We start from the raw sequence: 21,457 nt of genomic DNA, 5'->3' as shown, positions 1-21,457 counted from the left end.
CATCGTAATATGCCTGATTGAACGGATAGAAGTGAATCTGTGAAACATCCAAGCCTTCGTCGTCCCGGGCGATGACCATGGTGAACTGGTTGAGTGTGAACTCGCGCCTTGCACGTGGGTCGGGAGTTGGCTTCATGGAAATCATTGGAAGAACGAACTGAGCAGATTCCGAAAGATGCACCGGCTGGTTCGATCCGAGCGAGCCCAGCATCAGCCTTGTGGTCCCGATTGCTCCGCAGCCCACGAAGACCCGGTCGGCCGTGAATCGCTGGATCCGGCCGCTCGACAGCTCCCGTGCGTGCACGACGGCCGTGTCGCCCTCCTGTTCGACTCGCACCGCGAGCAACCCGCTGCGGTAGTCGATCCTCCCGTTGCGCCGGAAGCGATCGAAGCTGTGCGAGGCCGAGAAGATCAGCGACCGTGGGCACCCGGTCATGCACAGGCTGCAGGGCTGGCATTGAGGGGCAGCGAAGGCGAGCCGGGCGCGGCCTATCGTTATTCCGGTGGAGCGCACTCGCTCGCGGTGCCGGTCGTAGTTGGCCAGGACCATTTGTGTCCGCGGCGCCAGCGGCGGAAGCGCGTCCGGGGATCCGATGAGGGGAAACCACTCCTCGAGATCGTCGGACTCTCCCGCGAAAGGTATGTGACCCAGAATCGTCCGATAGTGCTCTTCCATATCCGAGAAGCCGAACGGCCATCCCTTGAACGTGGCGGCGCTGAAGGGCATGATCTGGGCCCCCCAGACATTGCTGAACCCCCCGTAGGCGCTCGATATGACCGCCGGGTTCACTCTGCTCACGGAATGGACGCCGTCGAGCTGGCCCTTGTTGGCAAACGGGAAATCGGATCCGTAGCTTCTCTTTTCAGGCAGCGAGTCGGACTGGACCGGCTTGGGCTGCTGGCTGATCCGGCGGACATCCTCTTCATCCCAGTCGTCGACACGCAGCCTAGACAGCCTGGCTATGACCTCCTGGGTCTCCGCGTTCAGCACGGTGCCCGGGTCGAACACGGTTATCTTCTCGTCCGGTTTTTCGGACAGCGCCAACACGGCGGCGGCTGCAGCCGGACCCGACCCGATGATTAGCGAAGACGGCATCTACTTCCCACGCCTAACGCCTTGCGCGGCTGCGTCCAGGATCTGCTTGTTTGCCTGTTGGCGCAGCTGGCGCCGGCGGCGCAGCAGCGCGATCCGGCCGGTGACATGGCCTGCCGCGGCAAGGCCCACGCCAACGATTATTGCCGCGCACCGCGCCAGCCCGTGGGCGTCGCCCTTGGCCGCCTGCAAAATCTCGCGCGGCACGCCCCTGGTCAGCGCGTGCCAGACGAAGCGGGTCTCGGCACCCAGTGTGGCGGCTTCGCCCATCTGGGCAAAGGCCTCGACTTTCCCCTTGTTGACGAAGAAGCAGCGGCGCCAGAAGTACTTCCAGGTCGGCCGTGAGGCGGGCACAAAGTGGCGGACGGTCGCCGCCGGTTCATAGATGACCGCCTCGCTGCCCTTGATGTGCGCCACGCGGTGGCACATGTCCATGTCGTCGTGATGGTCGGAATGGAATCCTCCTACCTGCTCGAGGAGGGTCCGCCGCACCGACATGTTGGCTCCGATGAGGTGAGCCAAAGGGCCTCGGCTGGTCGGAAGGCCATCGTAAGCACATCCGAACACCCAGTCGAACTGTAGAGGGAACCAGTCCGGGCGGCCAACCTCGAACACCGGAATGGGACGCCCGCCGACGGCGCCGATGCGCTCGTCCTGGTACGGGGCGGTGAGAACCTCGAGCCAGTCCTTGTCGGCCGCCGCATCGTCATCCAGGAACGCCAGGATCTCTCCGGCAGCCGTCTCGGCTGCCGTGTTTCGGGCCGACCCGAGATGCCCATCCCATTTGTTCTGGATCACTCGTATTGGGGGGGTGGATGCAGCGAAGTCAGCCCATTGGGCGGCACAACGGCGGAATAGGGGCTGGTCGACGCATACGATGATCTCGCAGGGCTGCAATGTCTGCTCCTGAGCCGAGGCCACCGACCTCAGCAGCAGTGCCCATCTGTCCGCAGTGTAGGCACAGATAATTACTGAGATCGTAGGGGGGCGGCGTTCGCTGCTGACGCCATCCTCGGACTGCCCGGTTTTCGACCGCGGCTGACCGGTTTTGGCAACGTCATTAACGCCGCGGGCGAGATCGATACTTGGGTTCCGGACGTGGCCCTCCTGGCCAACGCCAGTCGACGGATAGGATTGCGCAAGCTTCAGAATACGCATCTAGGAATTCTCCCGACTTGAGCTGCCCGTGTCTGTCCAAACTCTTCGATAAGGGTGCGATGGTCCAGGTTTTAAACGCCAGGCTTCCGCGCACCGGATTCGGCCTGCCCGGAGGGCGGTTCTCACCACGGAAGATCACCAGGGCTCGCGGGCGCGGCGGGCCTGGCGGCGCACCGCCCTGACGGCCGCGTTCAAATCGTCCCAGCGATCGAGTGTGGAGGCGCAGATCACAATGCAAGCTTCAGTCATGGCAGCTAGTGAGTGGCTTCTGAGGCCGAGCTGGCATCGCGTGTCTGCGTCGCCCGAGCCGTGGCGGCTTTGAGGATGTTCCAGAGCGCACCACCGTCACGGTGGATATCGAACTGGTGTATTCGTCGACAGGATAGCGTCCGCTGTCCTGCAGCGAGGAAATCAACCTTCTGCATGCCGTAGGCGCCGTCATTGATAGCCATCCTGTTTTGACTCGGATCCCAGTACAGCGGATACGTACCGTTGACTGCGAGATTGCTGGTTTCGCCTTCAAGCCGCCAATTCCAGATCGTTGGGGACGCTTCCGTCGAGCGACCCGATCACAGGTTTATGGAAGACGCGGACCACATTGGCGCCCATCGCCACCGCGTCGTCGAGAACGCGAGTGACCTCATAGTGCGAACCGTAGGTCAGATAGTGGTTGTTTACGCCGGTCACGAAGAACAGGCGGCCGTTCAGCGTGAAGTTCGTTCCGGAAGTCTTGATGAAGGATGTTGCCGACGGATCGTTCGGGGTGCTCGCGAGTGCCGGAACGGATATGAACGCGAGCAAGAGCGCAAACCACCACGCGTTACGCAGTCCATATCTTGTCCGTTGCCAGTCGACATTCATTCCTCCACGTGACTCCTGCCGGAGGCACAGCGCAAGCGCCCCGAAGGACTACCCCTTCTGACCTCGCACAGGCGAGCGTCGATCGGGCATAGTAGTGCCTGGCCGCTTCCAGCCGCTCGAGTGGGGACCCGTGCTGTCAGCCATCTCCCAAATCAGATATTCGGTGAGCCTCCGGAATGCACTGGGCGGAAACCATCCTCGCGCTGCGGGGCGCGCTGCTGCTTTGTCATCGTGGAGTTGTGAGCTGGCGTCCTTTTGAAATCGGTTGCGAGAACAACAATGCGCATCTGCCTCAATCTCGATCCGTCCCGGCTACTGCGATGGCACCTCTGGCTGGCAGAAGCGCTTACTGAAGTGCCCGGCAACGATGTCTCTTGCGCATTCTCGGCCGGTTGCCGCCCGCTGCCGTTGATCTTCCGGCTGCTGCTCGAACTCGAACGACTGCTCTATGGCTACCGCGCCAACGGTGTCACCGACTCCGTAGAGGCGGAGCTGCGATCCCTGCCGCCACCCCCGGCCGACCAAGTGGATGTGGTGATCAACTTGAGCGGCGAGGAGCCGCTCCCGTCGGGACGGCGCGTGCTCACTCCGCTCTTCAACGGGCTACCGGGCGAGATTGGAGTCATGACGGCCTTGGCGAATGATCAGGACCTTCTCGTCGAACTGCACGACACGGCGCGCCCGTCGCAGCCGTGGATGGCACGTCCGGCCAGTGTGGACCGTAAAGTATTCACGGCGGGCCTCGACAGCGTTCTCTCCTGCGCTGTGGCGCTGATCCTAAAAGCCTTGCGCGGGGAAACCAGTTCAGCTTCGTCCGGTGTCCCCGGTCCACCGACGGCGGCGCCTTCCCTTGGCGCGGTTTCGGCCATTGCATGGGAGACCGCAACGGCGGTATCGAAGGCAATCGAGTTCTTGGACAGATTGTCGAGAGGCGGCAGGTCATGGGGGATTGGCTGGCGCTTCGACCAGGTAGCGAGCCTGCTCGACAAAGGCCAAGCAGCTTTCAGCGTGCTTACCGGGGACACCGGCAGCTTCCTTGCCGACCCGTTCCCGTTCCGGCATCAGGGGCAAGATTTCATCTTCGTCGAACAGTACCTCTACTCAAAGAACCGGGGGTGCATTGCGGTCGTGACAGCGGACCGGAGCGGGGCCGCCGGCGCACCTCAGATCGTCCTGGAGGAGCCGCACCACCTCTCGTACCCGTTCGTGTTCGAGCAGGACGGGCAGGTCTGGATGATCCCCGAATCGGGTGCGGCAAGGAATGTCAGTCTCTACAGGGCGGTCGAATTCCCGTACCGGTGGAAGCGGGAGGCCTGCCTCCTGGAAGGCATTGAGGGGTACGACACCACGCCGCTGCGCCATGAGGGCGGCTTTTGGTTTTTCGTCAGCCCAAGGCTGTGGAGGTCCACGTCCTGGGATGTTCTTAGCCTCTACCATGCCGCGAGCCTGACGAAACCTTGGACGCCCCATGCCGCAAACCCCATTCTGCTCGATGCTGCGCTCAGCCGCCCCGCAGGCGCCGTTATCCGACACGGCGGACGCATGCTACGCCCAGTCCAGAACTGCGCTCGCAGCTACGGCGGCGCGGTGACGTTCTGCCGGATCGATGCGCTCGGCGAGTCGGAGTTTGCCCAGACCCCGATTGGTGGCATTTCGTCCGGAGCGTTCGGGTGTCACACCTATAACCGCCGGTCTGGCCTGGAGGTGATCGACCTATTCGGTCATGTCCGTGGCTTGCGCCAGGTCACAACTTCGTATCGGCTGTTTGCGCCCGATGTGCCGCCCTCAGCGTCGCATGGGCGGCCCCTTTCTCGTCCAGAACAGTTAGCGTGGCCAGGCGGTCGGGCCCTCGACCCTTCTGGCGCGCAAGATTAAGGGGTAGCTCGGGAAATTACGGCCGGATGAAGAAGCGAGCCCACATGCGGGGCCCCGCGGCTTCTGGCCAGTGGCAATGTCGACGTTTCGCGCGAGGTTCATCGCGCCGGCGATCTTCGCTGCCTTCTACCCTGCTTGCTCCGAGAGCCTGTCGTCCGGGGATTTGGATCCCAGCCGCAGCTCGATGATTGTCCTCGCGGGCGTGAACGCATCGCGCTGCTGGCGGCTCCTCAGGTCTACCGGCGGCAGCGCTGCTGCCGCAGCCGCTGAAGGTGATCGTGCCACTGCCGTGCCATCTGTCATGGCGGTTGGCGCGAACTAACCTGAAGGGATAACCACAAAGAGCTAATCACCTTTGGTGCCTTCTAACCATCTATTGAAGCTTCCATTGCGGCGTCGCATCAGCAATCCTTGCTTAACTCAGGCCAAGGAAGGTTCAATCATTTCAATCTCTCAGTCTTGTTTCATCTCATCTTTCGTCACGTCCGGGAGTCTCCATATGATCAACATAGCTGAACCCGGGGATATGGCCGCCATTCTGGGGCAGGTTCTTTCCGGGACCTATCATTCCTCTCATCATCGCGCCGGACGCCTATCGGCAGTCTTGGTGCGTTTCCAACCCGCCCCTTGGGTCCCATCGCTCGATCGTGCAGCGCTACCATGAATGCCGGTCTCTCCAGTGCTAGTGTTCTCGCCCCTGTCAGTGCCGTGTCGCCGCCTGACCCAATCAAGTTCGGGCTGCGGCAATCGTTGGCCCTACCCCGAGTCAGCTTCATCGTGCCGACGCTCAACGAAGCCGAGAACCTCCCTTGGCTTCTGCCGCGCATCCCCAACTGGGCGCACGAGATCATCATCGTGGATGGCCGTTCGACCGACGACACGGTCGCGGTCGCGCGCCGCCTACGCGGGGACGTAAAGGTTGTCTTGGAGCCCCGCCGGGGCAAGGGTGCCGCACTGCAAGCGGGATTCCGGGCCGCCACAGGCGACATCATCGTCATGCTGGACGCTGATGGCTCCATGGTCCCTGAGGAGGCGATCGTCTTTGTCAGCGCGCTGATGGCCGGCGCGGATCTCGTCAAAGGTTCACGCTTTATCCAGGGCGCCGGCACCGACGACATGTCGCTTTTCCGGATGGTCGGCAACAGAGGGCTGACCCTATTCGTGCGACTCCTCTATGGCGGTTGGTTCTCCGACCTATGTTACGGATACATTGCCTTCTGGACCAGGCATGTCAGCACGCTCAATTGCGACTGCGATGGGTTCGAGATCGAGACCCTCATCAACGTGCGGGCCTTGAAGAACCACCTCAATATCGTCGAGGTGCCGAGTTTCGAAGCTTCGCGCATCAGTGGTGTGAGCCATCTGCGTGCCATCCCGGACGGTTGGCGCGTCCTCAAGACCATCTTGCGTGAGTGGGTGTACCAACAACACGGGCGGGGCGCGACAGCCTTTGATGACGGCGGGTAGGCCTGATGCGAATCCTGATGGTTGCCGCTCGCTGTTACCCCTTCATGGGCGGCATTGAAACTCACATCCAGGAAGTCGGACCCCGCTTGGTGGCGCGTGGCCATGCGGTCGACGTGCTCACTACCGATCCCTCAGGGGAGTTGCCGGTTGAGGAGGAGGTGGGCGGCATGCGTGTGCGGCGTGTCCCAGCCTGGCCAAGGGAACTGGACCTCTATGTGGCACCCGGCATTTATACCGCGATCCGGCGCGGGGCTTGGGATCTGATCCACTTCCAGGGTTACAGCACTTTCGTGGTGCCGATCGGACTGCTCGCAGCTGTGCGCGGGCAACTGCCGTTCGTCCTGACCTTCCACAGCGGCGGGCATTCCTCCCGGCTTCGCAACGCCATTCGCAGCACCCAGCATATGCTGCTCCAGCCGATGGTAGCCCGGGCCGAGCGGCTGATCGGCGTCTCCGAATTCGAAGCCGATTTCTTCAGCAGGAGGATGGGCGTGCCGCGGGAGCGGTTTGCCGTTATCCCGAATGGCGCCTCGATGCCGGCTCCGAGCCCCGGCGTCAAGGTCGATCCTCACCTGATCGTCTCGGGCGGTAGGCTGGAGCGCTACAAGGGCCATCACCGGGCGATCGCGGCCTTGCCCGCCCTGATCCGCCGGGTACCGGACGTGCGACTGCACATCGTCGGTACTGGCCCGTACGAGGGAGAATTGCGGCGCCTAGCCGCGACGCTCGGCCTTGAGAGGCGGGTCACAATTGCTGGTATCCGCGCCTCAGAGCGGCAGAAAATGGCAGATCTATTGGCGAGTGCCGCGCTGTTCGTGCTGTTCAGCGAATACGAAGCCCATCCGGTCGCCGTGATGGAAGCCCTGTCGCTGCGCCGTCCGGTCCTCGTCAGCGACACGTCCGGTCTGCGGGAGCTGGCTGCCAATGGTCTGTGTCGGGCGATTTCGTGCAACGCCGATGCGGGAGAGCTGGCCGCCGCCATGGCCGAGGAACTGGAGGCCCCGGGAGGTCCCGGATTTGGCGCTGCCCGACTGGGATGCCTGCGCGCAAGCACTGAGTGACGTCTATTGTAACGTCCTGGGCAGCCGATCCGCGGTCCGCTCAGCCTCCGGCGGCGTGACATCCTGGCCTCCCGCGACGAGGGTATGATGCTGATGACGCAGGCTCATTTCACCGCGAGAACCAGGATCAAACCACTCCAGGCCGGGATACGGCTCTTATCGGCCGTTATCGGTCCGGATCTTCACGGCGGCAGCGCCGATGCCCCGCCGCAACGGGCCAAATACGGTTGGATCGCGATACTGTGCCTGACCGTCGCAACGGCTCTGCTCCTGGTCGTGGCCGGGCACGCAACCGGGCGCCGGGGCTATGACGTGCCGCCCGCGCTCTTCTGGTCCGGTATGGTCCTACTGATCGTTCCGACCAGCCTCCGCATCGCCTGGCCAACGACAGCCCGAGGTGAGCGCCTGTTCCTCCTGTTCCTGCTTGTCGAAGCTCTGTTCTATTGCAAGAAGGTCTATTCCCCGACGAGCTTCAGCGGTTATGACGAGTTCTTGCACTGGATCGCAGCCGACGATCTCATCACGGCCCGCCGGCTGTTCCTGCCCAACCCGCTTTTCCCGATCGGGCCAACGTATCCCGCCCTGGAAATCTTGACGACGGCGATCGTCGATCTGACGGGACTGCCCTTGTTAGTGGCGGGAACGCTCTTATTGGCCATCCTCAAGGGCACGTTCATCGGTGCCCTGTTTCTGTTCCTCGAAAGCATCGTCGGATCGCCGCGTATCGCAGCTATCGCCTGTCTGGCCTACATGGGCTGCTCAACCTTCTTCCTGTTCGACTCAAGTTTCTCCTACCAGAGCCTCGGCATCGTGCTGTGTGTGCTGGCTTTCGCGGTCGAAGCGGCGTCCAAGGATCTTGTCGGGCGACCGAGGCTGAAGTCGCTCGGGCTGATAGCCTTGCTGTTGGCAAGCCTCGCGGTCACACATCACGTCTCGGCCGCCTTCGCCGCCATCTATTTCGGAGCGTTGGCGGGTCTCGAAGCTTTGCGCCGTCACGATCCCATGCGGATTGAGACCAGGATCGGCGTGGGTTTCACGGCGATCTTGGCCATAGCCCTGCCGTTCCTGTGGATGCAGTTCCGTGGCATCCCACTCGCAGGCTATCTCGGCCCGGTGATCGGGGCCGGCTTCCACTCATTGATTGGCATGATCCTTGGCACCGCCACCCCGGCGACGGAGCATCTTCAAGCGCCGGCCAAGGCCCTCTACCTGCAACTGACCACCTTGCTGGCGCTCCTGCTGCTGGCACTCGGACTGGCAACAGGATTCTTTCGGTCACTTGCCATCGCAGCGCTCGGTGGTGCGCGGCCGCCGGGTTGGCTTCCGATCCGGGACATTCTCAAATGCCGCTGGCGTGACAGCCGCGTCCTGCTCCTCACCTTGCTGGCCTTCGGGCTCCCGGTCTCCGTGGCCTTCCGACTGACCAGCGCCGGATGGGAAATCGGCAACCGCATGGGAACGTTCGTGTTCATCGGCGTTGGGCTGGTCGTCGCAGTGAGCATCGTCCACTTCTGGCAGGGCCGCGCGCCGCACGGGTGGCGCCGCATCGCGCCGACCCTCGCTCTGGCGGTCATCGTCCTGGGCGGCGTCGCGAGCGCCTCGATTAATCCGATCGATGGGCGCTATAGGGTGGCGGCCGATCAGGAATCAATCGAGCCCATGGGGATCGAAACGGCACGCTGGGCCAAGCAATGGCTCGGCGCGGGCAACCGCTTCATCTCCGACCGCATCAACAGCATTCTGCTTGCGAGCTACGGCCGGCAGGACGTCAGGGTCAAGATCAGAGAAGGCATCGATTCCGCGAGCATATTCGAGGTCGACACATTGGGGCCAGGGGAGTTCTGGGCCTTGGCGGGAAGCAACATCGATTTCCTGCTGGTTGACCGGCGCCTGAGCACGGCTCCACCAGTGCTCGGCTTTTACTTTCAGCCGTGGCAACGGCGGCAGGGAACGCCGATCTCGGGTGCAGCGCTCCTCAAGTTCAATGACGTCAAGGGCGTCACCCGCGTCTATGACAATGGCTGGATCGTCATCTACGACGTGAGGGAATTGCATGAGAACCATTAGCAAGCGGGGCCTTCTGGCCGCCTGCCTGTGGGCGGGGGCCGCGGTGGCGGCCGTTGCTTTCAGCGACAGCGCGCTCCTCCGGGTTGCCCTCGGCGCACCCGTGGTGTTCCTCGTCCCAGGCCATACGGTGTTGCGGGCCATTGGCGTCAGCACGACCTCCGCGTTGCAACACATCGTCTACGCGGTCGGAGCAAGCCTCGCCGTCGGCATCGCCGGGGGCTTTGCACTGAACGCCGCAGGCTCCCTCACGCCGCTCGGCTGGGCGCTGTGGTTTTGGACCGTGACGGCCGCCGCGGCGCTGGTGGCCGCCGTCCGCCGCGACACTCCCGATCTGCCAGCTTGGCCGGCTCTGGCGCGGGTCCGGGTTTGGCAGGGGGCCGTGCTCATGCTAGCGGTGCTTGTGGCGACCGGGGCCTATGCGTTTGCCGTCAGAGACGAAGCGGTCCACCGGGAATTCAAATATACCGAGTTCTGGTTGTTGCCATCAGCCAGTGGCGAGCACGGCCGGATCACGGTCGGCATCAGGAGCGCCGAGACCCAAACTCAGCGGTTCGACGTGGAAATCACCCTTGATGGGCAACCGTTCGCCGTTTTCCGATCGGTCCCCGTCGCGCCGGGCGCCACCTGGGCGCAAGAAATCCCGGTGCCCGTCGTAGCAATCCGCCAGAGGGCCGAAGCAAGGCTCTATCGACCGCAAGACAACCGGCTGTATCGCAGCGTTTCGACGCTGGTGCCGCGCTTCTGAAATGAAGGCTCGACCATGCGCATCCTGCTGCTATCGCAGTTCTATCCTCCGGTAATCGGGGGAGAGGAGCGTCACGTCCGCAATCTGGGCGCGGCGCTGGCGCGGCGAGGCCATCATGTCAGCGTCGGGACATTGTGGCATCCCGGATCGCCCGAAACCGAGCTGGACGGCGCGGTCCGCGTGCATCGCCTGCGCGGCACGCTCCAGCGTCTGTCGGGCCTTCACGCCGATCCCGAGCGCCGCCATGCGCCGCCCTTCCCGGATCCCGAACTGATGCTCGCCCTGAAGCGGCTGGTAGCCCAGGAGGAGCCGGACATCGTTCACGCCCACAACTGGATTTACGCGTCCTTCCTGCCGCTCAAAGGTCTGAGTGGGGCACGCCTCGTGGTTACGTTCCATGATTACGGCCTTGTCTGCGCGAAGAAGAACTTCATGCACTTGGGCGCCCAGCTCTGCAGTGGCCCCGCGGCGGCCAAGTGCCTGCCTTGCGCCACTGGGCATTACGGGGCGGTGAAGGCAGCTGTGACCACCTTGGGCAATTGGGCGTCGAGCTTCGCCGCTCGGCGCGTGGTGGACCGCTTTATCGCGGTGAGCCACGCGGTGGCCCGTCACAACGGACTCACCCAAGGCCACGCCCCTTACGACGTTATCCCCAACTTCGTGCCCGACGATGTCGGAGTGCTTGGCCCAGAAGACGCCTGCCTGCGGGAGCTCCCCGGGGATGGATTCATCCTGTTCGTCGGTGACTTGACGCGCCTCAAGGGCATTGACGTTCTCCTGCAAGCCTATGCCAGCCTGGAGCGGGCGCCACAACTGGTCCTGATCGGGCGCCGGGTCCCCGATACGCCAACCAAATTTCCGCCGAACGTTCAAGTCTTCAGCATGTGGCCGCATTCTGCCATCATGCATGCATGGCGGCGCTCACTGTTCGGCGTGCTGCCGTCGGTGGGGCCAGAAGCCTGCGCGACAGTGATCATGGAAGCGATGGCGTCCGGAAAGGCAGTTGTTGCAACCGACATCGGCGGCATGCCGGATATCGTCGATCATGGCGAAACAGGCCTTCTCGTGCCGAGCGGCGACGCGCACGCCCTCGCCAGCGCAATGCAGAGACTTCTCGAGGACCGCGCCTTGCTCGCCCGGCTGGAGGCGACAGGCCTCGCCAGGATCGAGCGCCTCAAGGCCGGAGCGGTCGTGACCCGGATCGAGCAGGTGTATCGGGACGTCCTTCGCCCAGCCCCTGGAAGGTCCGTGGTGCCGGCACAGCAAAGTTCGGGATAGTAATGATGTCGGTAGACCACTCCTGGACGGCATTTGCTCGCGTGCGCCGAGAGCTTCGAAAGAGCGCCGCGTTCGTGATGAATTCCGGCGCCATGGCAACCGGAACGGTTGCGGCGGCCGGTCTCGGGTTCGTCTATTGGTGGCTCGCGGCGCGGCTGTTTCCGCCGGAGGTGATCGGCAACACCTCTGCCTTGCTGTCCGTGATGGGACTTATCGGCACGCTGGGGGAGGCGGGACTCGGGACTATGCTGGTGGGTGAGATCGTCCGGAATCCCGGCAGGGAGCGCGGCCTGGTGGCCGCAGCACTGTGCTTCGGGGTGGCGCTGGGGGTCGGGCTGGCCTTGTTGTTCGTCTTCGGGCATGCGTATTTCGGCAGCTCTACCGAGCTGATCGGCGGCTGGTTCGTGGGAGTTGCATTCGTCCTCGGCTGCGGTCTGACCGTTCTCGCCATCTTGGCCGACCAGGCGTTCCTGGGCACCCTGCGCGCCACCGGCAGGATGATCCGGCAAGTGCTGTTCTGCACGTTGAAGCTGATGCTGATCGCCACCGCCGCGGTTGGCGGCTACACCTCCCATACCGCGCTTATTCTGAGCTGGGTGGCCGGTCTTCTGGCGTCCATCATCGGCGTGGACCTGTTGACCCGGGGCGGTGCGCGTCGTCTCGTTGGGCCTCCCGATTTCCAGCTGCTCCGTACGCTGCGGGGCAAGGTCTTCGACCACTACGTGCTCGACGTGGCCTTGCAGGCTCCCGGCATCATCATGCCCTACGTTGTCCTGGTTCTCCTGTCTCCGGCCATCAATGCCGCTTTCGTATCCCTATGGATGCTGGTCACCATCGCCTCATTGATTCCCGCGGCCATGGCCACGGTCCTGTTCCCCGTGGTGAGAGCGAGCCCGAAACAATCCAGACACGATATCCTTGTATCGGTTATGGCGTCATTGCTCTTTTCGCTGGTCTGCGCCGTTTTCATCTTCACCTATTCGCAGAAGATCCTTGCGGTCTTCAATCCGGCCTATGCTGAGATCGCCGGTTCGAGCCTGCGCTTCCTTGGCTTCAGCCTGCTGGGAACAACGCTTAAATTTCATGCCTGCACGCTGGCGCGGTTGGGCGACAGGATGCGCAAGGCATCTCGCTGGTTCGCGCTTGGCGGATTGCTGGAGCTGGGCTTGGTGATAGCTGGAGCGAGGCTTGGTGGACTTGAAGGCCTGGTCCTGGGCTGGACGCTCGCCACCAGCATCGAGGGCGTGTGCGCGGCCCTGACTTTGACCTTCGCAATAAAATCTGATTCTGCCGCCGGCGTCGTGAACGAAGAATCGCCCCCGTCGCCGCTCCTGACTTGAAAGACGGATCGCCTTGTGCGGATCCGCTTGTGATGCTCGAACGCGCAAGCCTGAGCGACGTGGTCGAAGCTTCAATTGCCCAAAGTGGTGTGATGACGTCGCCGGCGCGAAGGGCTGCGGTCCGCAAGCCGCTCGATGTGATGCTGGATAGCGTCAAATCGGTGACGGGCCGTGCTTGAGGATTTCTATGACACGCTGAATGACCAGCGGAGGGCGCAATTCGAGGCGATCCTGCGCGAGCATGTGAGCGAGCAAGCGCGACCGGGAAACCAACATCCAGCGCTAGCTACCAAGGCACTGCCAAGGCCGCTATGGAAGTCGCGATGAAATTCTAGGACGCTGATGCGCGATTCCTCCGTCACTCAGAAGTACGACGAAGAAGCCGGTTTCCGAAAAAGGCTAACGAACGGCGTTCAGTTCAAGGAGCTGTGCGAAGCGCTGTTCGCCGGCCTGTCAGGAAGAAACAGCACATCGGCAGATTCGGTTCCGGTTGTTCTGGCCTCAATCTCGGCTTGGCTTGCCTTTCGACGCCCGGTCCGGGACAGCAAGTATCCCTCGTATCCGTTATCCGACAAGAGGCGCAGGACTGCCAAAACGGACGCCCCGAACTTGTTCAATCCCTGGTCGGAAAGTTCGACGAACAGGGCCGGCCGGGCGAACCTCAGGATCTCCATCATGCCCTGAAGCGTCAGCAGTTCGGCGCCCTGCACATCGATTTTCACGAGCGCCGGGCGCCGGGCTCCTTTGTCCGCGAGCAGCCCGTCAAGCGTGACGGCGGTGACCGGCACGCCGGTGCCGTTCCGGGAAAGCTTGTGGTCGGACGGGTAAAGCGGGTTGATTTCGAGAAAGGTCGTGCCGGGCTCGGCGGCGGCGACCACCCTCAGCGCCTCAACGCGGCCAAGGAAACCTGCGTGCTCGAGCGCGGAAATCAGGCCGCTGTAATTCTGGTCCTCAGGCTCGATGGCGATCACCTTTCCGCCGTCGCCGACCCATTCAGCGAAGCGGAGCGTGAAGAAGCCGACATTGGCGCCGACATCGATGACCAGCGATCCGCCTGGCACGAATTCCCTGAGCTGATCGATCGGGCCTGCTTCAAAATACCTTTTGTAGAGGGGATAAAGCGCAAGATAGGCGCGGTGGAAGATCGCAAGACGCTGCAGGCCGAGCTTGGCGGTCAGCACATACAGCTTGATAGCCGAATCTCTGAGCAAGACTGCGAGCATTCAGGAACCATCCAGCAGATTTATTGCCAGTGGCTTGTCGAGGGGCCCGCTCGGAGGGGAGTCGCTCGGGCGACGGCACCGCAACGATCTTCGTTCAGTTGTGCAGACTTTATCACTCGATCAAGGTCTGATCGCGAGAACTAAAGAGGTACCACCCGAAGATCAGCATCGACACGCCGCCCCAAGGCCAATGGGCTGGATAATTCAACGGCGACCGATCGACGAAGGTCAAGCCTTGCCCGGGCCGCGGAGTACCTCACGACGGCGCCGAACGAGCCGATTCATCCCAAGGTCATGTCGAGTTCACACGGGATGAGGAGCGCGACGTTTGCCGTGCGACATGGAATGAGGCGAAGGCGTTGCGGCGGTCGGATAATGCGCGGCGAGGACAAAGAGGGTAAGGCAGCAGCGCTAAACCGACTGATACCTCTATAATCTCGTGCCCCTATGATCGCGTCGAGGCCCACCTGCCGCGCAATATAGTCGAGCTAACCTGTCATAGTTCACGATCGACTATCTGCTCCTCGTCGTTTCGCTTTAAGATTGGCCGTGCCATCGGTGAGCGGCGGCGACCATCGCAATTGCATCTTGGTCAAGCCCTCGTTACGAGTAGGGCAATATGAAAAGTATATCGAAGTACATTTCTTTCACAACGCTTATGATCGTCTCGTGCGACACGGGTGGTGGGGGCGGTGGGTCGTCGCTGCCGCCGCCAGCTGGGTACACTACCAGTCAGCTGATATTCGAGGACACCTTCACCGAGCACTCGCTCGACTCCACGAAGTGGATACCGGCGATCGCGGACCAGAACGGTATCTGGCAGCAGAGCGTGCCGTCGCCGTACTCCGCGATGAACGCTGGCGGGTTCGACGCCGAGTACTTCGACCCGGCCCAGATCAGCACTGGCCCATCAGGCTTGAAGATCGTTGCGACGAGAAGCAACCGGTTCGCCGGGTACACGTGGAAGTCGGGCGCTATCTGCACGCACGGCAAGTTCACGTTTGCCGGTGGCTACGCTCAGATACGCATGAAGCAACCGGACGTCAGCACTGGCGGATGGCCAGGCTTCTGGCATCTCGAGGGCGGGGCCGAGATCGACACGCAGGAGGGCGGGTTCCTCAGCGGCTCCGTGTCGGCCAACGCGGTGCTGGCAAACGCTTTGTTGGCTGCCACCAACGAGCAGCGGTTCTTCGATGCTGGTGTGGACCTGTCGGTCGGCTATCACGTCTGGGGCATGGAGTACATACCGGGGGTGTCAATCGAGTTCTATTTCGATGGTGTGCTCAAGCGAACCGTCACTACGAACGTGCCGACCGGTGCCATGACCCTGCTCATTAGTCTGAGTGTCGCCAACAGCAGCGCGTCTGGCTGGCACACGGCCTACGACAGTTCGACCCCGGCAACGCTCGAACTGGAGGTGACCGACGTTCAGGTCTACCACCTGAACATGGACCGACAGCATTGAGGAGTGACGACACGAAAGTGAGCGTATGTACCGCTCGACAGAACGGAGCAGGAACTAAGCTGCGAGCAGCGAGACGGCCAGCGCAACGGATGCAAGCCGTCGGTGGGCGCCGGATCGGCGACCACCGACGTGACGCAGTCCGCCCCTGCCGGGGCCTGCATCGACGGGCGCCCATGACAATGACCGCTTATGCTTTCCTTCAGCGCCGCCTGAGAGCGGGTGGGGAAAAACAGCCGAAAGACCCCATCAGCTACCCTACCCACCGTCCGAAGGGCCCTTAACGCAGCCCTCCTATAATCAACGCCAGAGAGCGATGTCCTCAGTGCCGCGCATTGGGCTCACGCCATCGAGGCGACTACCTCCAGCATCACCTCCGTCGCGCCGCCGGCGATGGATAAGACGCGGGCGTCACGCGCTATGCGCTCGATCGGACTCTCTCGCATAACGCCCATGGCGCCGTGGAACTGCACGCACGCATACAACACTTCGTTGACAAGTTCGCCGCAGACGGCCTTCAACATCGAGATCTCGCGCAGGCAATCATCGTCCGCCGCCATGCGCCAGGCGGTGGCATAGAGAAACTCACGGCTTGCCGCCACTTTCGCAGAGAGCATCGCAAGGCGTTGTCGGATCGCCTGCATGTCCCATAGGACGCCCCCGAATGCGCGGCGAGTTTTCACCCAGGAGAGGGTCATGTCGATCGCGGCCTCGGCCATCCCTATCGCCATACCTGCGAGAACAAGGCGCTCATTCTGGAAGTTGCGCATGATGGAGTAGAAGCCCTGTCCCTCCGTGCCGAGCACGTTCTCGGCAGGGATGCGGCAACCATCAAAGACGAGCTCCGCCGTATCGGAGGAACGCCAGCCGAGCTTGTCCAACTCGCGCGCGACACTGAAGCCTGGCGTCCCCTTCTCGACGAGGAACATAGTGATCCCGTGGCTTCCTGCCGAGGGATCAGTCTTGGCTGCGACACAGTAGAGATCCGCGTGGACGCCATTCGTGATGTAGAGCTTCGTGCCGTCGAGCACGTAGGAGTCGCCATCTCGCAGCGCGCGTGTGCGGATGGCCTTCACGTCCGAGCCCGCATCAGGCTCCGTGATGGCGACCGCGGTGATCACCTCGCCGCTGATTATGCCCGGCATCCAGCGCGCCCGCTGGGCTTTGGTGCCGTCATGAAAGACGTATAAGGAAGCCATGTCGGCATGGACCAGCATTGCATCGGCGACGCCGCCGTAGGTCGAGCGCCCGAGCTCCTCGGCGAAGACCGTTGATGCGACCGCGTCCATCTCGGCGCCACCATACTCGGCAGGGTAGCGGATGCCGAAGAAGCCGAGTTCGCCCATGCGGCGCAGGATCGGACGAGGAATGAATCCGTTCTCTTCCCAGGGATCCGCACAGGGCTTGATTTCCTCATCGACGAACCGGCGCACTTGGTCGCGCAAGAGCTCATATTCCGCCGCCACCCAAGGCAGTCCGGGTTCTCGTGCCGATACCCAAGCTTTGTCCATCATCTTCGTCCGCTCTGCATGCATCCAATGCAAAGGCACCGCCTGGATCGGTGCCGAAGGCCGGGGCATTCCGGCAAGCTAGAGTTCGATCTCCTCTCTCGGTCCCTCCGAGAGTGGGGAGCCTTTGGAATTTGCCACCCAACGCATTCCGTCGATCGCTTCCGCCAGTTCGGCGAGCGTCGGGCGCTCAAAGAGATTGCGAAGCTGCACGTCCACGCCGAAGATCTTGCGCATGCGCGCCACCGCCCGCATCACCAGGAGCGACTCCCCGCCCAAGTCAAAGAAGTTGTCGCGACGGCCGATTGCCTCGACCTTGAGGAGATCGCACCACAGCGCGGCCAGCGTCTTCTCGGTCTCCGTCAACGGGGCGGCGAATTCTTGCGCAGGCTGGAAGTTCTCCGCCGTCGGCTCGGGAAGCGACCAGCGGTCGATCTTGCCGTTGGACGTGAGCGGCATCCGTTCGAGGCAGACGTAGTGCGTCGGAATCATGGATCCCAGGAGTTCTTCGGCGAGGTGCGCGCGCAGCTCCGCGACGGTCAGGGGTTTCGACGAGACATAGTAAGCCACAAGTCGCGCGATGCCGTCTTCTGCCGCTGGCGGTTTGAGATCGCCCGTTTCGACCGTCCTTGGTGTCGTCGCCGGGTTGGCGATGGCGGTGACAGCGCATTCCTGAACGTGCGGATGCTTGAGAAGCCGGGCTTCGATCTCGCCCAGCTCGACACGTGCGCCACCGATCTTCACCTGATGATCGGCGCGGCCGAGAAAGTCCAGGCGCCCTTCCGAGTTCCAGCGGGCGAGATCCCCGGTCTTGTACAGCCGCAGTTTCGAAAACCCATCGCGAGGATCGGTGACCGTAAGGAAACGCTCGTCTGTCAGGTCAAGGCGATTGAAATAGCCCCTCGCGAGACCGTCGCCGGCAATGAACATCTCACCGATGGTGCCGGGGGCGGCCGGTCGATGTGCTTTGTCGAGGACGTAGATGCCCGCATTGGCGGCCGGAACGCCGATCGGCACCGATGCGGATTGATCCCGGTCGATGTCGAAACGGTGAATCATGCAGCCCACCGTGGCTTCGGTTGGTCCGTACTCGTTGTAGATCTCGATGGGATGGGGGATGGCGTTGGTGATATCGCGAGCCAATTCGGTTTTGAAGTCCTCGCCGCCCACGATGAACTTGCGCAGCCTTGTGGTCTCGAGATTGCGGTCGCGGATCATCGCGAGATGCGCCGGCGTCAGCTTCATGATATTGACGGCATTGTCGTCGATGACCTTGAGCACGACCATGCTCTGGACTCCGGGATCACCGCGATAGACCACGATGCGGCCGCCGGTGACGAGTGGCGTATAGAGCGTGGTAACGGTCAGGTCGAAGGCCAGGGATGAGAAAAGGGGCCATGCGTCACCTTCGCTGGAACCGTACACCCGAGCGGCCCACCAGATGTAGTTCACCAGGTTCCGGTGCTCGATCACAACGCCCTTGGGCGTGCCGGTCGAGCCGGAAGTGAAAATGATATAGGCGGCGCTGTCCGGAGTGGCAGCGGACGGCCGGGCCGAATCCGGCTGATTCAAAATCGGCCCGAAATCGGCGTCGAGCAGGAAAATGTCGGCAAGGTTCGGGGAAATGACGGATTGAAGGCGCGCCTGTGTGATCGCCACCGGCGCCCGCCCGTCGGTCCCGTTGGCAATGTCCTTCAGGATCGTTGCGAGACGCCCCTTCGGCGTCGCCGCATCCACCGGCACGTAGGCCGCGCCCGACTTCAGGACGCCCAAGATCGCGACGACGACCTCAATGGAATGCTCCATGAACACAACGACAATCCGACCTGGCCCAGCGCCGGTCGAGCTCAGATGCATGGCCATCTGGTTGGAGCGTTCGTCGAGCTGCCGGTACGTCAGCGTTGCGTCGCCGAAACGGATCGCTTCGGCGTTAGGACTGCGCCTCGCCTGGTCCCGGAAGAGATCGATGATCGTCCTGTCCGACGGGTAGGGTGCTGCCGTAGCGTTGTACTCGACAACCAGCGTCTTATGATCGGCATCTTTCAGCGGGGAGAGCGCTACGCCCTTCACCGCGATAGGCAGGACCTCGTTCATCAGATACGCTCCCCAGTGCAGAAATCAAAGATCAATCACGTCAATCGCCCAGCCCTTCGGGTTGCCTGGCGATAGAGTTCTGCGATGGCAGGCGCATCCGGCTCCTCCAGCATACGGCTATCGTTGCAGTCCTCGGGCCCGAAATAAAATTCGGCTTGGGGCATCACTCGAAGCCATTGGCGCGGTGCCGCACCCGATCGCATCCAAGCCTTGTTCGGAAGGAATATGAATACTCGACCCGAATACGGAGTGGGGATGTACCGCCGCAAAGCCGTGATCGCCGTGGATTTGAGTCGAGCTCTGCTCGCCAGCACCGGATCGGTCGTGACAGGCTCTTTGGGGGTCACGAGGGCGCCGACGTGCCCGCCAAGGTTCTGGAGACGCCTGCCGAAATACCGGAGACGAGCTCCGAAGGTCGGCAGCTTTGCTATCTCTCGCAGGAATGAATCGGCGGTGCGATTGGCAAAGAAATATAGTTGACGCGGCAATTCCTTAAAGATGATGGGGTGCAGAGGGCCAAAGAGCGCCATGCACGGGACCTCCGCTCCGCGTTGACGCAGGATTTTCGCCAGCTCGAGAGCGGTTGCAGCGCCGGAGCAGTAACCGGCGATGATGTAGGGACCGGTGGGCTGATATGCGACGATCTGGCGGGCGAAATACTCGGCAATATCTTCGACGCGTTCCATCGGTTCGCTCTGCCCATCGAAGCCGGACGGTTGGAGTGCGTAGAACGGCTGATCGCCACCCAGGTGCTTCGACAGGTCCGAGAATGAGAAGGGCGCCCCGATATGCCCGGGCACGGCATAAATGGGCGTGCGTGTTCCGCGAGACTGCAGGGGAATGATTGCTGGCTGTTGCTGAGCTGCCGCCGTGGCCATGTTCAGAAACGCGATGATTTCGCCCTTCCGCTCACGCAACTGGTTGGAAGACTCGGCAGTCAGTGCGCCAGCCGGGGCGTTGCAGCGCAGCCGGTCACCCTCTACCCAAACCTTGATGTCCTTGACCGCGAGGTCTGCGAGAAACTCCGGGATCTGCATCACGTCCGCCAACATAGGGCCTCTCGAGTTGGTTGCCCTCCTCGCTTATCTGTGGTGCATCGTAAGTGAATGACGGCATCGCCGACATTTCGATTCCGGACTACCACTCAATTCCGGACTGCCACGGTCCCGATGTACCCGGGTTTCGGTACGAAGCTATGGAAAGTCCAGTCCTCTTCCTCCCAAGAAAGGGGCTGTCCTAAACCGCACCCAAGGGCCTTTGAGACAGCCTCCAGCCGGGTCCAGCGCCGGAGGAAGCCTTCCGGCCGGTCTTGCGGGCCAAGGGCGGTGTAAGACTGGTACTCGGAGGCGGAAAAGCAGAGCGCTGCGATCTCGTCCGCTTCGGGCACAGGGAGAACGGCCTCGATGTCCACCCCAACCTCCTCCCGGGTCGAGAGGGCGACGACCGCGACATCTCCGGATCGTGAGACGCTGAAGTGCAAATCGCGAGCAGGCATGCGTCGCGAGAGGTAGGGTTTGCCTAGGCTTCCATATTCTATCTCGAGGTCGGACGGCGAGATTCCCAGTTTGGAAGCGAGGACCCGGCGCAGCAGCCCACGGGTAGTTTCAAAGCGGCGGCGATCCCGCTCCAGTCTCAAACCATCGGCGCGCCGACGTTCCTCTTCGTTGAGGCAAACGCCTATCTCGCGGATGACGTTCTGCTCCGTGTCGAGCATGAATGCCAAGACCTCTAAACCATCTTTCTCGAAAATCGGCATTATGATCCCGGGTCTCAGCCCGACTTTATCCAAAGAGTATGAAGGGGGCGGTTCCGGCTCCACGGGAGCGCCAGAAAATTGGATGAACTCGAGCACGGGGCAGACAGAAGTCATACGTGGCTCCCGATCGCTGGGAACGCTCATGCGCATAAGAACGGCAGCGCCGTTCATGCGATTCCCGATGAAACAATCACGTAAGGGCGAAAGCAAGGAGCGGCGGGTGGGTATTTTGATGTATGGATGGGGGGCTATAAAGCCACCTAGAAATGCTGCTGCTGCGAGGGGCTGTCGGAGGCGAAACGGCCAAATTTATCTTGACACCAATCTTGGCAATGAACTCGCGCCCAGTGATCTCCCTGTTCTGACGAGTAGGCTGCTGGCCGAAGTTACTTGGATGCGGAATCGCGTCAGATCAAAGCAGTCTCCGCGCGTCGCTTGCGATGCCATCGTCAGTTAAGATCCAATTCGG

At 62.2% G+C, this 21,457-nt stretch carries 17 protein-coding genes; 9 read left to right on the top strand and 8 right to left on the bottom strand.

The features are described 5' to 3' along the window. The 3 genes from EOA27_RS00510 to EOA27_RS00500 form a co-directional block, all read right to left on the bottom strand. The coding region (locus EOA27_RS00510) for a GMC family oxidoreductase (RefSeq protein ID WP_189561936.1) at positions 1 to 1,096 on the bottom strand (1,096 nt) is incomplete at its 3' end. Then, entirely contained in the window at positions 1,097 to 2,251 is a 1,155-nt protein-coding gene (locus EOA27_RS00505) for a glycosyltransferase family 2 protein (protein WP_126079486.1), read from the bottom strand. A 519-nt stretch (positions 2,252 to 2,770) separates the two neighbouring features. Beyond that, entirely contained in the window at positions 2,771 to 3,112 is a 342-nt protein-coding gene (locus EOA27_RS00500; protein WP_126079485.1) for a hypothetical protein, read from the bottom strand. Between the two features lie 279 nt (positions 3,113 to 3,391). On the opposite strand from EOA27_RS00500, the gene EOA27_RS00495 reads away from it, so the two are divergent. The 8 genes from EOA27_RS00495 to EOA27_RS40400 all read left to right on the top strand — a co-directional run bounded on the left by EOA27_RS00495 (position 3,392) and on the right by EOA27_RS40400 (position 13,124). Further along, positions 3,392 to 4,987, top strand: a complete 1,596-nt coding sequence (locus EOA27_RS00495; protein WP_126079484.1) for a hypothetical protein — start codon at positions 3,392 to 3,394, stop codon at positions 4,985 to 4,987. A 660-nt stretch (positions 4,988 to 5,647) separates the two neighbouring features. Beyond that, positions 5,648 to 6,454, top strand: a complete 807-nt coding sequence (locus EOA27_RS00490; RefSeq protein WP_126079483.1) for a glycosyltransferase family 2 protein — start codon at positions 5,648 to 5,650, stop codon at positions 6,452 to 6,454. 5 nt (positions 6,455 to 6,459) lie between these two features. Continuing rightward, on the top strand, positions 6,460 to 7,515 hold the full coding sequence (locus EOA27_RS00485; protein ID WP_127255220.1) for a glycosyltransferase family 4 protein: 1,056 nt from the start codon (positions 6,460 to 6,462) through the stop codon (positions 7,513 to 7,515). Positions 7,516 to 7,599: 84 nt separating this feature from the next. Further along, positions 7,600 to 9,582, top strand: a complete 1,983-nt coding sequence (locus EOA27_RS00480; RefSeq protein ID WP_126079481.1) for a hypothetical protein — start codon at positions 7,600 to 7,602, stop codon at positions 9,580 to 9,582. Further along, a complete protein-coding gene (locus EOA27_RS00475; protein WP_126079480.1) occupies positions 9,569 to 10,327 on the top strand; it encodes a DUF1616 domain-containing protein in 759 nt (252 codons plus the stop codon). The genes EOA27_RS00480 and EOA27_RS00475 overlap by 14 nt, the downstream gene beginning before the upstream one ends. A gap of 15 nt (positions 10,328 to 10,342) precedes the next feature. After that, complete coding sequence (locus EOA27_RS00470) at positions 10,343 to 11,605, top strand: glycosyltransferase family 4 protein (protein ID WP_126079479.1); 1,263 nt, start codon at positions 10,343 to 10,345, stop codon at positions 11,603 to 11,605. Between the two features lie 2 nt (positions 11,606 to 11,607). Further along, a complete protein-coding gene (locus tag EOA27_RS00465) occupies positions 11,608 to 12,945 on the top strand; it encodes a hypothetical protein (RefSeq protein ID WP_126079478.1) in 1,338 nt (445 codons plus the stop codon). 32 nt (positions 12,946 to 12,977) lie between these two features. Next, a complete protein-coding gene (locus EOA27_RS40400) occupies positions 12,978 to 13,124 on the top strand; it encodes a hypothetical protein (RefSeq protein ID WP_189343269.1) in 147 nt (48 codons plus the stop codon). 234 nt (positions 13,125 to 13,358) lie between these two features. Here the strand turns inward: EOA27_RS40400 and EOA27_RS00460 are convergent, their stop codons facing one another. Then, positions 13,359 to 14,126 carry an FkbM family methyltransferase gene (locus EOA27_RS00460; protein WP_189343268.1) on the bottom strand — a complete coding sequence of 256 codons (768 nt, stop codon included), beginning with the start codon at positions 14,124 to 14,126 and terminating at the stop codon, positions 13,359 to 13,361. A 661-nt stretch (positions 14,127 to 14,787) separates the two neighbouring features. Here EOA27_RS00460 and EOA27_RS00455 point away from each other — a divergent pair. Then, positions 14,788 to 15,633 (top strand): glycoside hydrolase family 16 protein, encoded by an 846-nt coding sequence (locus EOA27_RS00455; RefSeq protein ID WP_126079476.1) that lies wholly within the window; start codon positions 14,788 to 14,790, stop codon positions 15,631 to 15,633. A gap of 338 nt (positions 15,634 to 15,971) precedes the next feature. Here EOA27_RS00455 and EOA27_RS00450 read toward each other — a convergent pair whose 3' ends face one another. From EOA27_RS00450 to EOA27_RS00435, 4 genes are all read right to left on the bottom strand, one after another. Beyond that, positions 15,972 to 17,144: an acyl-CoA dehydrogenase family protein gene (locus EOA27_RS00450; protein ID WP_245491003.1), complete on the bottom strand. Its 1,173-nt coding sequence runs from the start codon at positions 17,142 to 17,144 to the stop codon at positions 15,972 to 15,974. A gap of 75 nt (positions 17,145 to 17,219) precedes the next feature. Further along, positions 17,220 to 19,232, bottom strand: coding sequence for a non-ribosomal peptide synthetase (locus tag EOA27_RS00445; protein ID WP_126079475.1), 2,013 nt, complete (start codon positions 19,230 to 19,232; stop codon positions 17,220 to 17,222). Positions 19,233 to 19,267: 35 nt separating this feature from the next. Continuing rightward, on the bottom strand, positions 19,268 to 20,284 hold the full coding sequence (locus tag EOA27_RS00440; protein WP_126079474.1) for a thioesterase domain-containing protein: 1,017 nt from the start codon (positions 20,282 to 20,284) through the stop codon (positions 19,268 to 19,270). Positions 20,285 to 20,376: 92 nt separating this feature from the next. Continuing rightward, entirely contained in the window at positions 20,377 to 20,988 is a 612-nt protein-coding gene (locus EOA27_RS00435; RefSeq protein ID WP_245467261.1) for a 4'-phosphopantetheinyl transferase superfamily protein, read from the bottom strand. Positions 20,989 to 21,457 lie beyond the last annotated feature (469 nt).

The sequence above is a fragment of the Mesorhizobium sp. M2A.F.Ca.ET.037.01.1.1 genome, from assembly GCF_003998075.1.
Taxonomy (GTDB): domain Bacteria; phylum Pseudomonadota; class Alphaproteobacteria; order Rhizobiales; family Rhizobiaceae; genus Mesorhizobium.
The sequence above is the reverse complement of the archived record's forward strand: the minus strand, read 5'-3'. Positions and strand labels throughout refer to the sequence as shown.

Bases quoted from the DNA above. Each gene is read 5' to 3' on its own strand.
- EOA27_RS00440 (WP_126079474.1), bottom strand. From the start codon at position 20,284: ATGTTGGCGGACGTGATGCAGATCCCGGAGTTTCTCGCAGACCTCGCG.
- EOA27_RS00475 (WP_126079480.1), top strand. From the start codon at position 9,569: ATGAGAACCATTAGCAAGCGGGGCCTTCTGGCCGCCTGCCTGTGGGCG.
- EOA27_RS00445 (WP_126079475.1), bottom strand. From the start codon at position 19,232: ATGAACGAGGTCCTGCCTATCGCGGTGAAGGGCGTAGCGCTCTCCCCG.
- EOA27_RS00505 (WP_126079486.1), bottom strand. From the start codon at position 2,251: ATGCGTATTCTGAAGCTTGCGCAATCCTATCCGTCGACTGGCGTTGGC.
- EOA27_RS00455 (WP_126079476.1), top strand. From the start codon at position 14,788: ATGAAAAGTATATCGAAGTACATTTCTTTCACAACGCTTATGATCGTC.
- EOA27_RS00480 (WP_126079481.1), top strand. From the start codon at position 7,600: ATGATGCTGATGACGCAGGCTCATTTCACCGCGAGAACCAGGATCAAA.
- EOA27_RS00465 (WP_126079478.1), top strand. From the start codon at position 11,608: ATGATGTCGGTAGACCACTCCTGGACGGCATTTGCTCGCGTGCGCCGA.
- EOA27_RS00490 (WP_126079483.1), top strand. From the start codon at position 5,648: ATGAATGCCGGTCTCTCCAGTGCTAGTGTTCTCGCCCCTGTCAGTGCC.
- EOA27_RS40400 (WP_189343269.1), top strand. From the start codon at position 12,978: ATGCTCGAACGCGCAAGCCTGAGCGACGTGGTCGAAGCTTCAATTGCC.
- EOA27_RS00500 (WP_126079485.1), bottom strand. From the start codon at position 3,112: ATGAATGTCGACTGGCAACGGACAAGATATGGACTGCGTAACGCGTGG.
- EOA27_RS00450 (WP_245491003.1), bottom strand. From the start codon at position 17,144: ATGATGGACAAAGCTTGGGTATCGGCACGAGAACCCGGACTGCCTTGG.
- EOA27_RS00495 (WP_126079484.1), top strand. From the start codon at position 3,392: ATGCGCATCTGCCTCAATCTCGATCCGTCCCGGCTACTGCGATGGCAC.
- EOA27_RS00435 (WP_245467261.1), bottom strand. From the start codon at position 20,988: ATGCCGATTTTCGAGAAAGATGGTTTAGAGGTCTTGGCATTCATGCTC.
- EOA27_RS00470 (WP_126079479.1), top strand. From the start codon at position 10,343: ATGCGCATCCTGCTGCTATCGCAGTTCTATCCTCCGGTAATCGGGGGA.
- EOA27_RS00485 (WP_127255220.1), top strand. From the start codon at position 6,460: ATGCGAATCCTGATGGTTGCCGCTCGCTGTTACCCCTTCATGGGCGGC.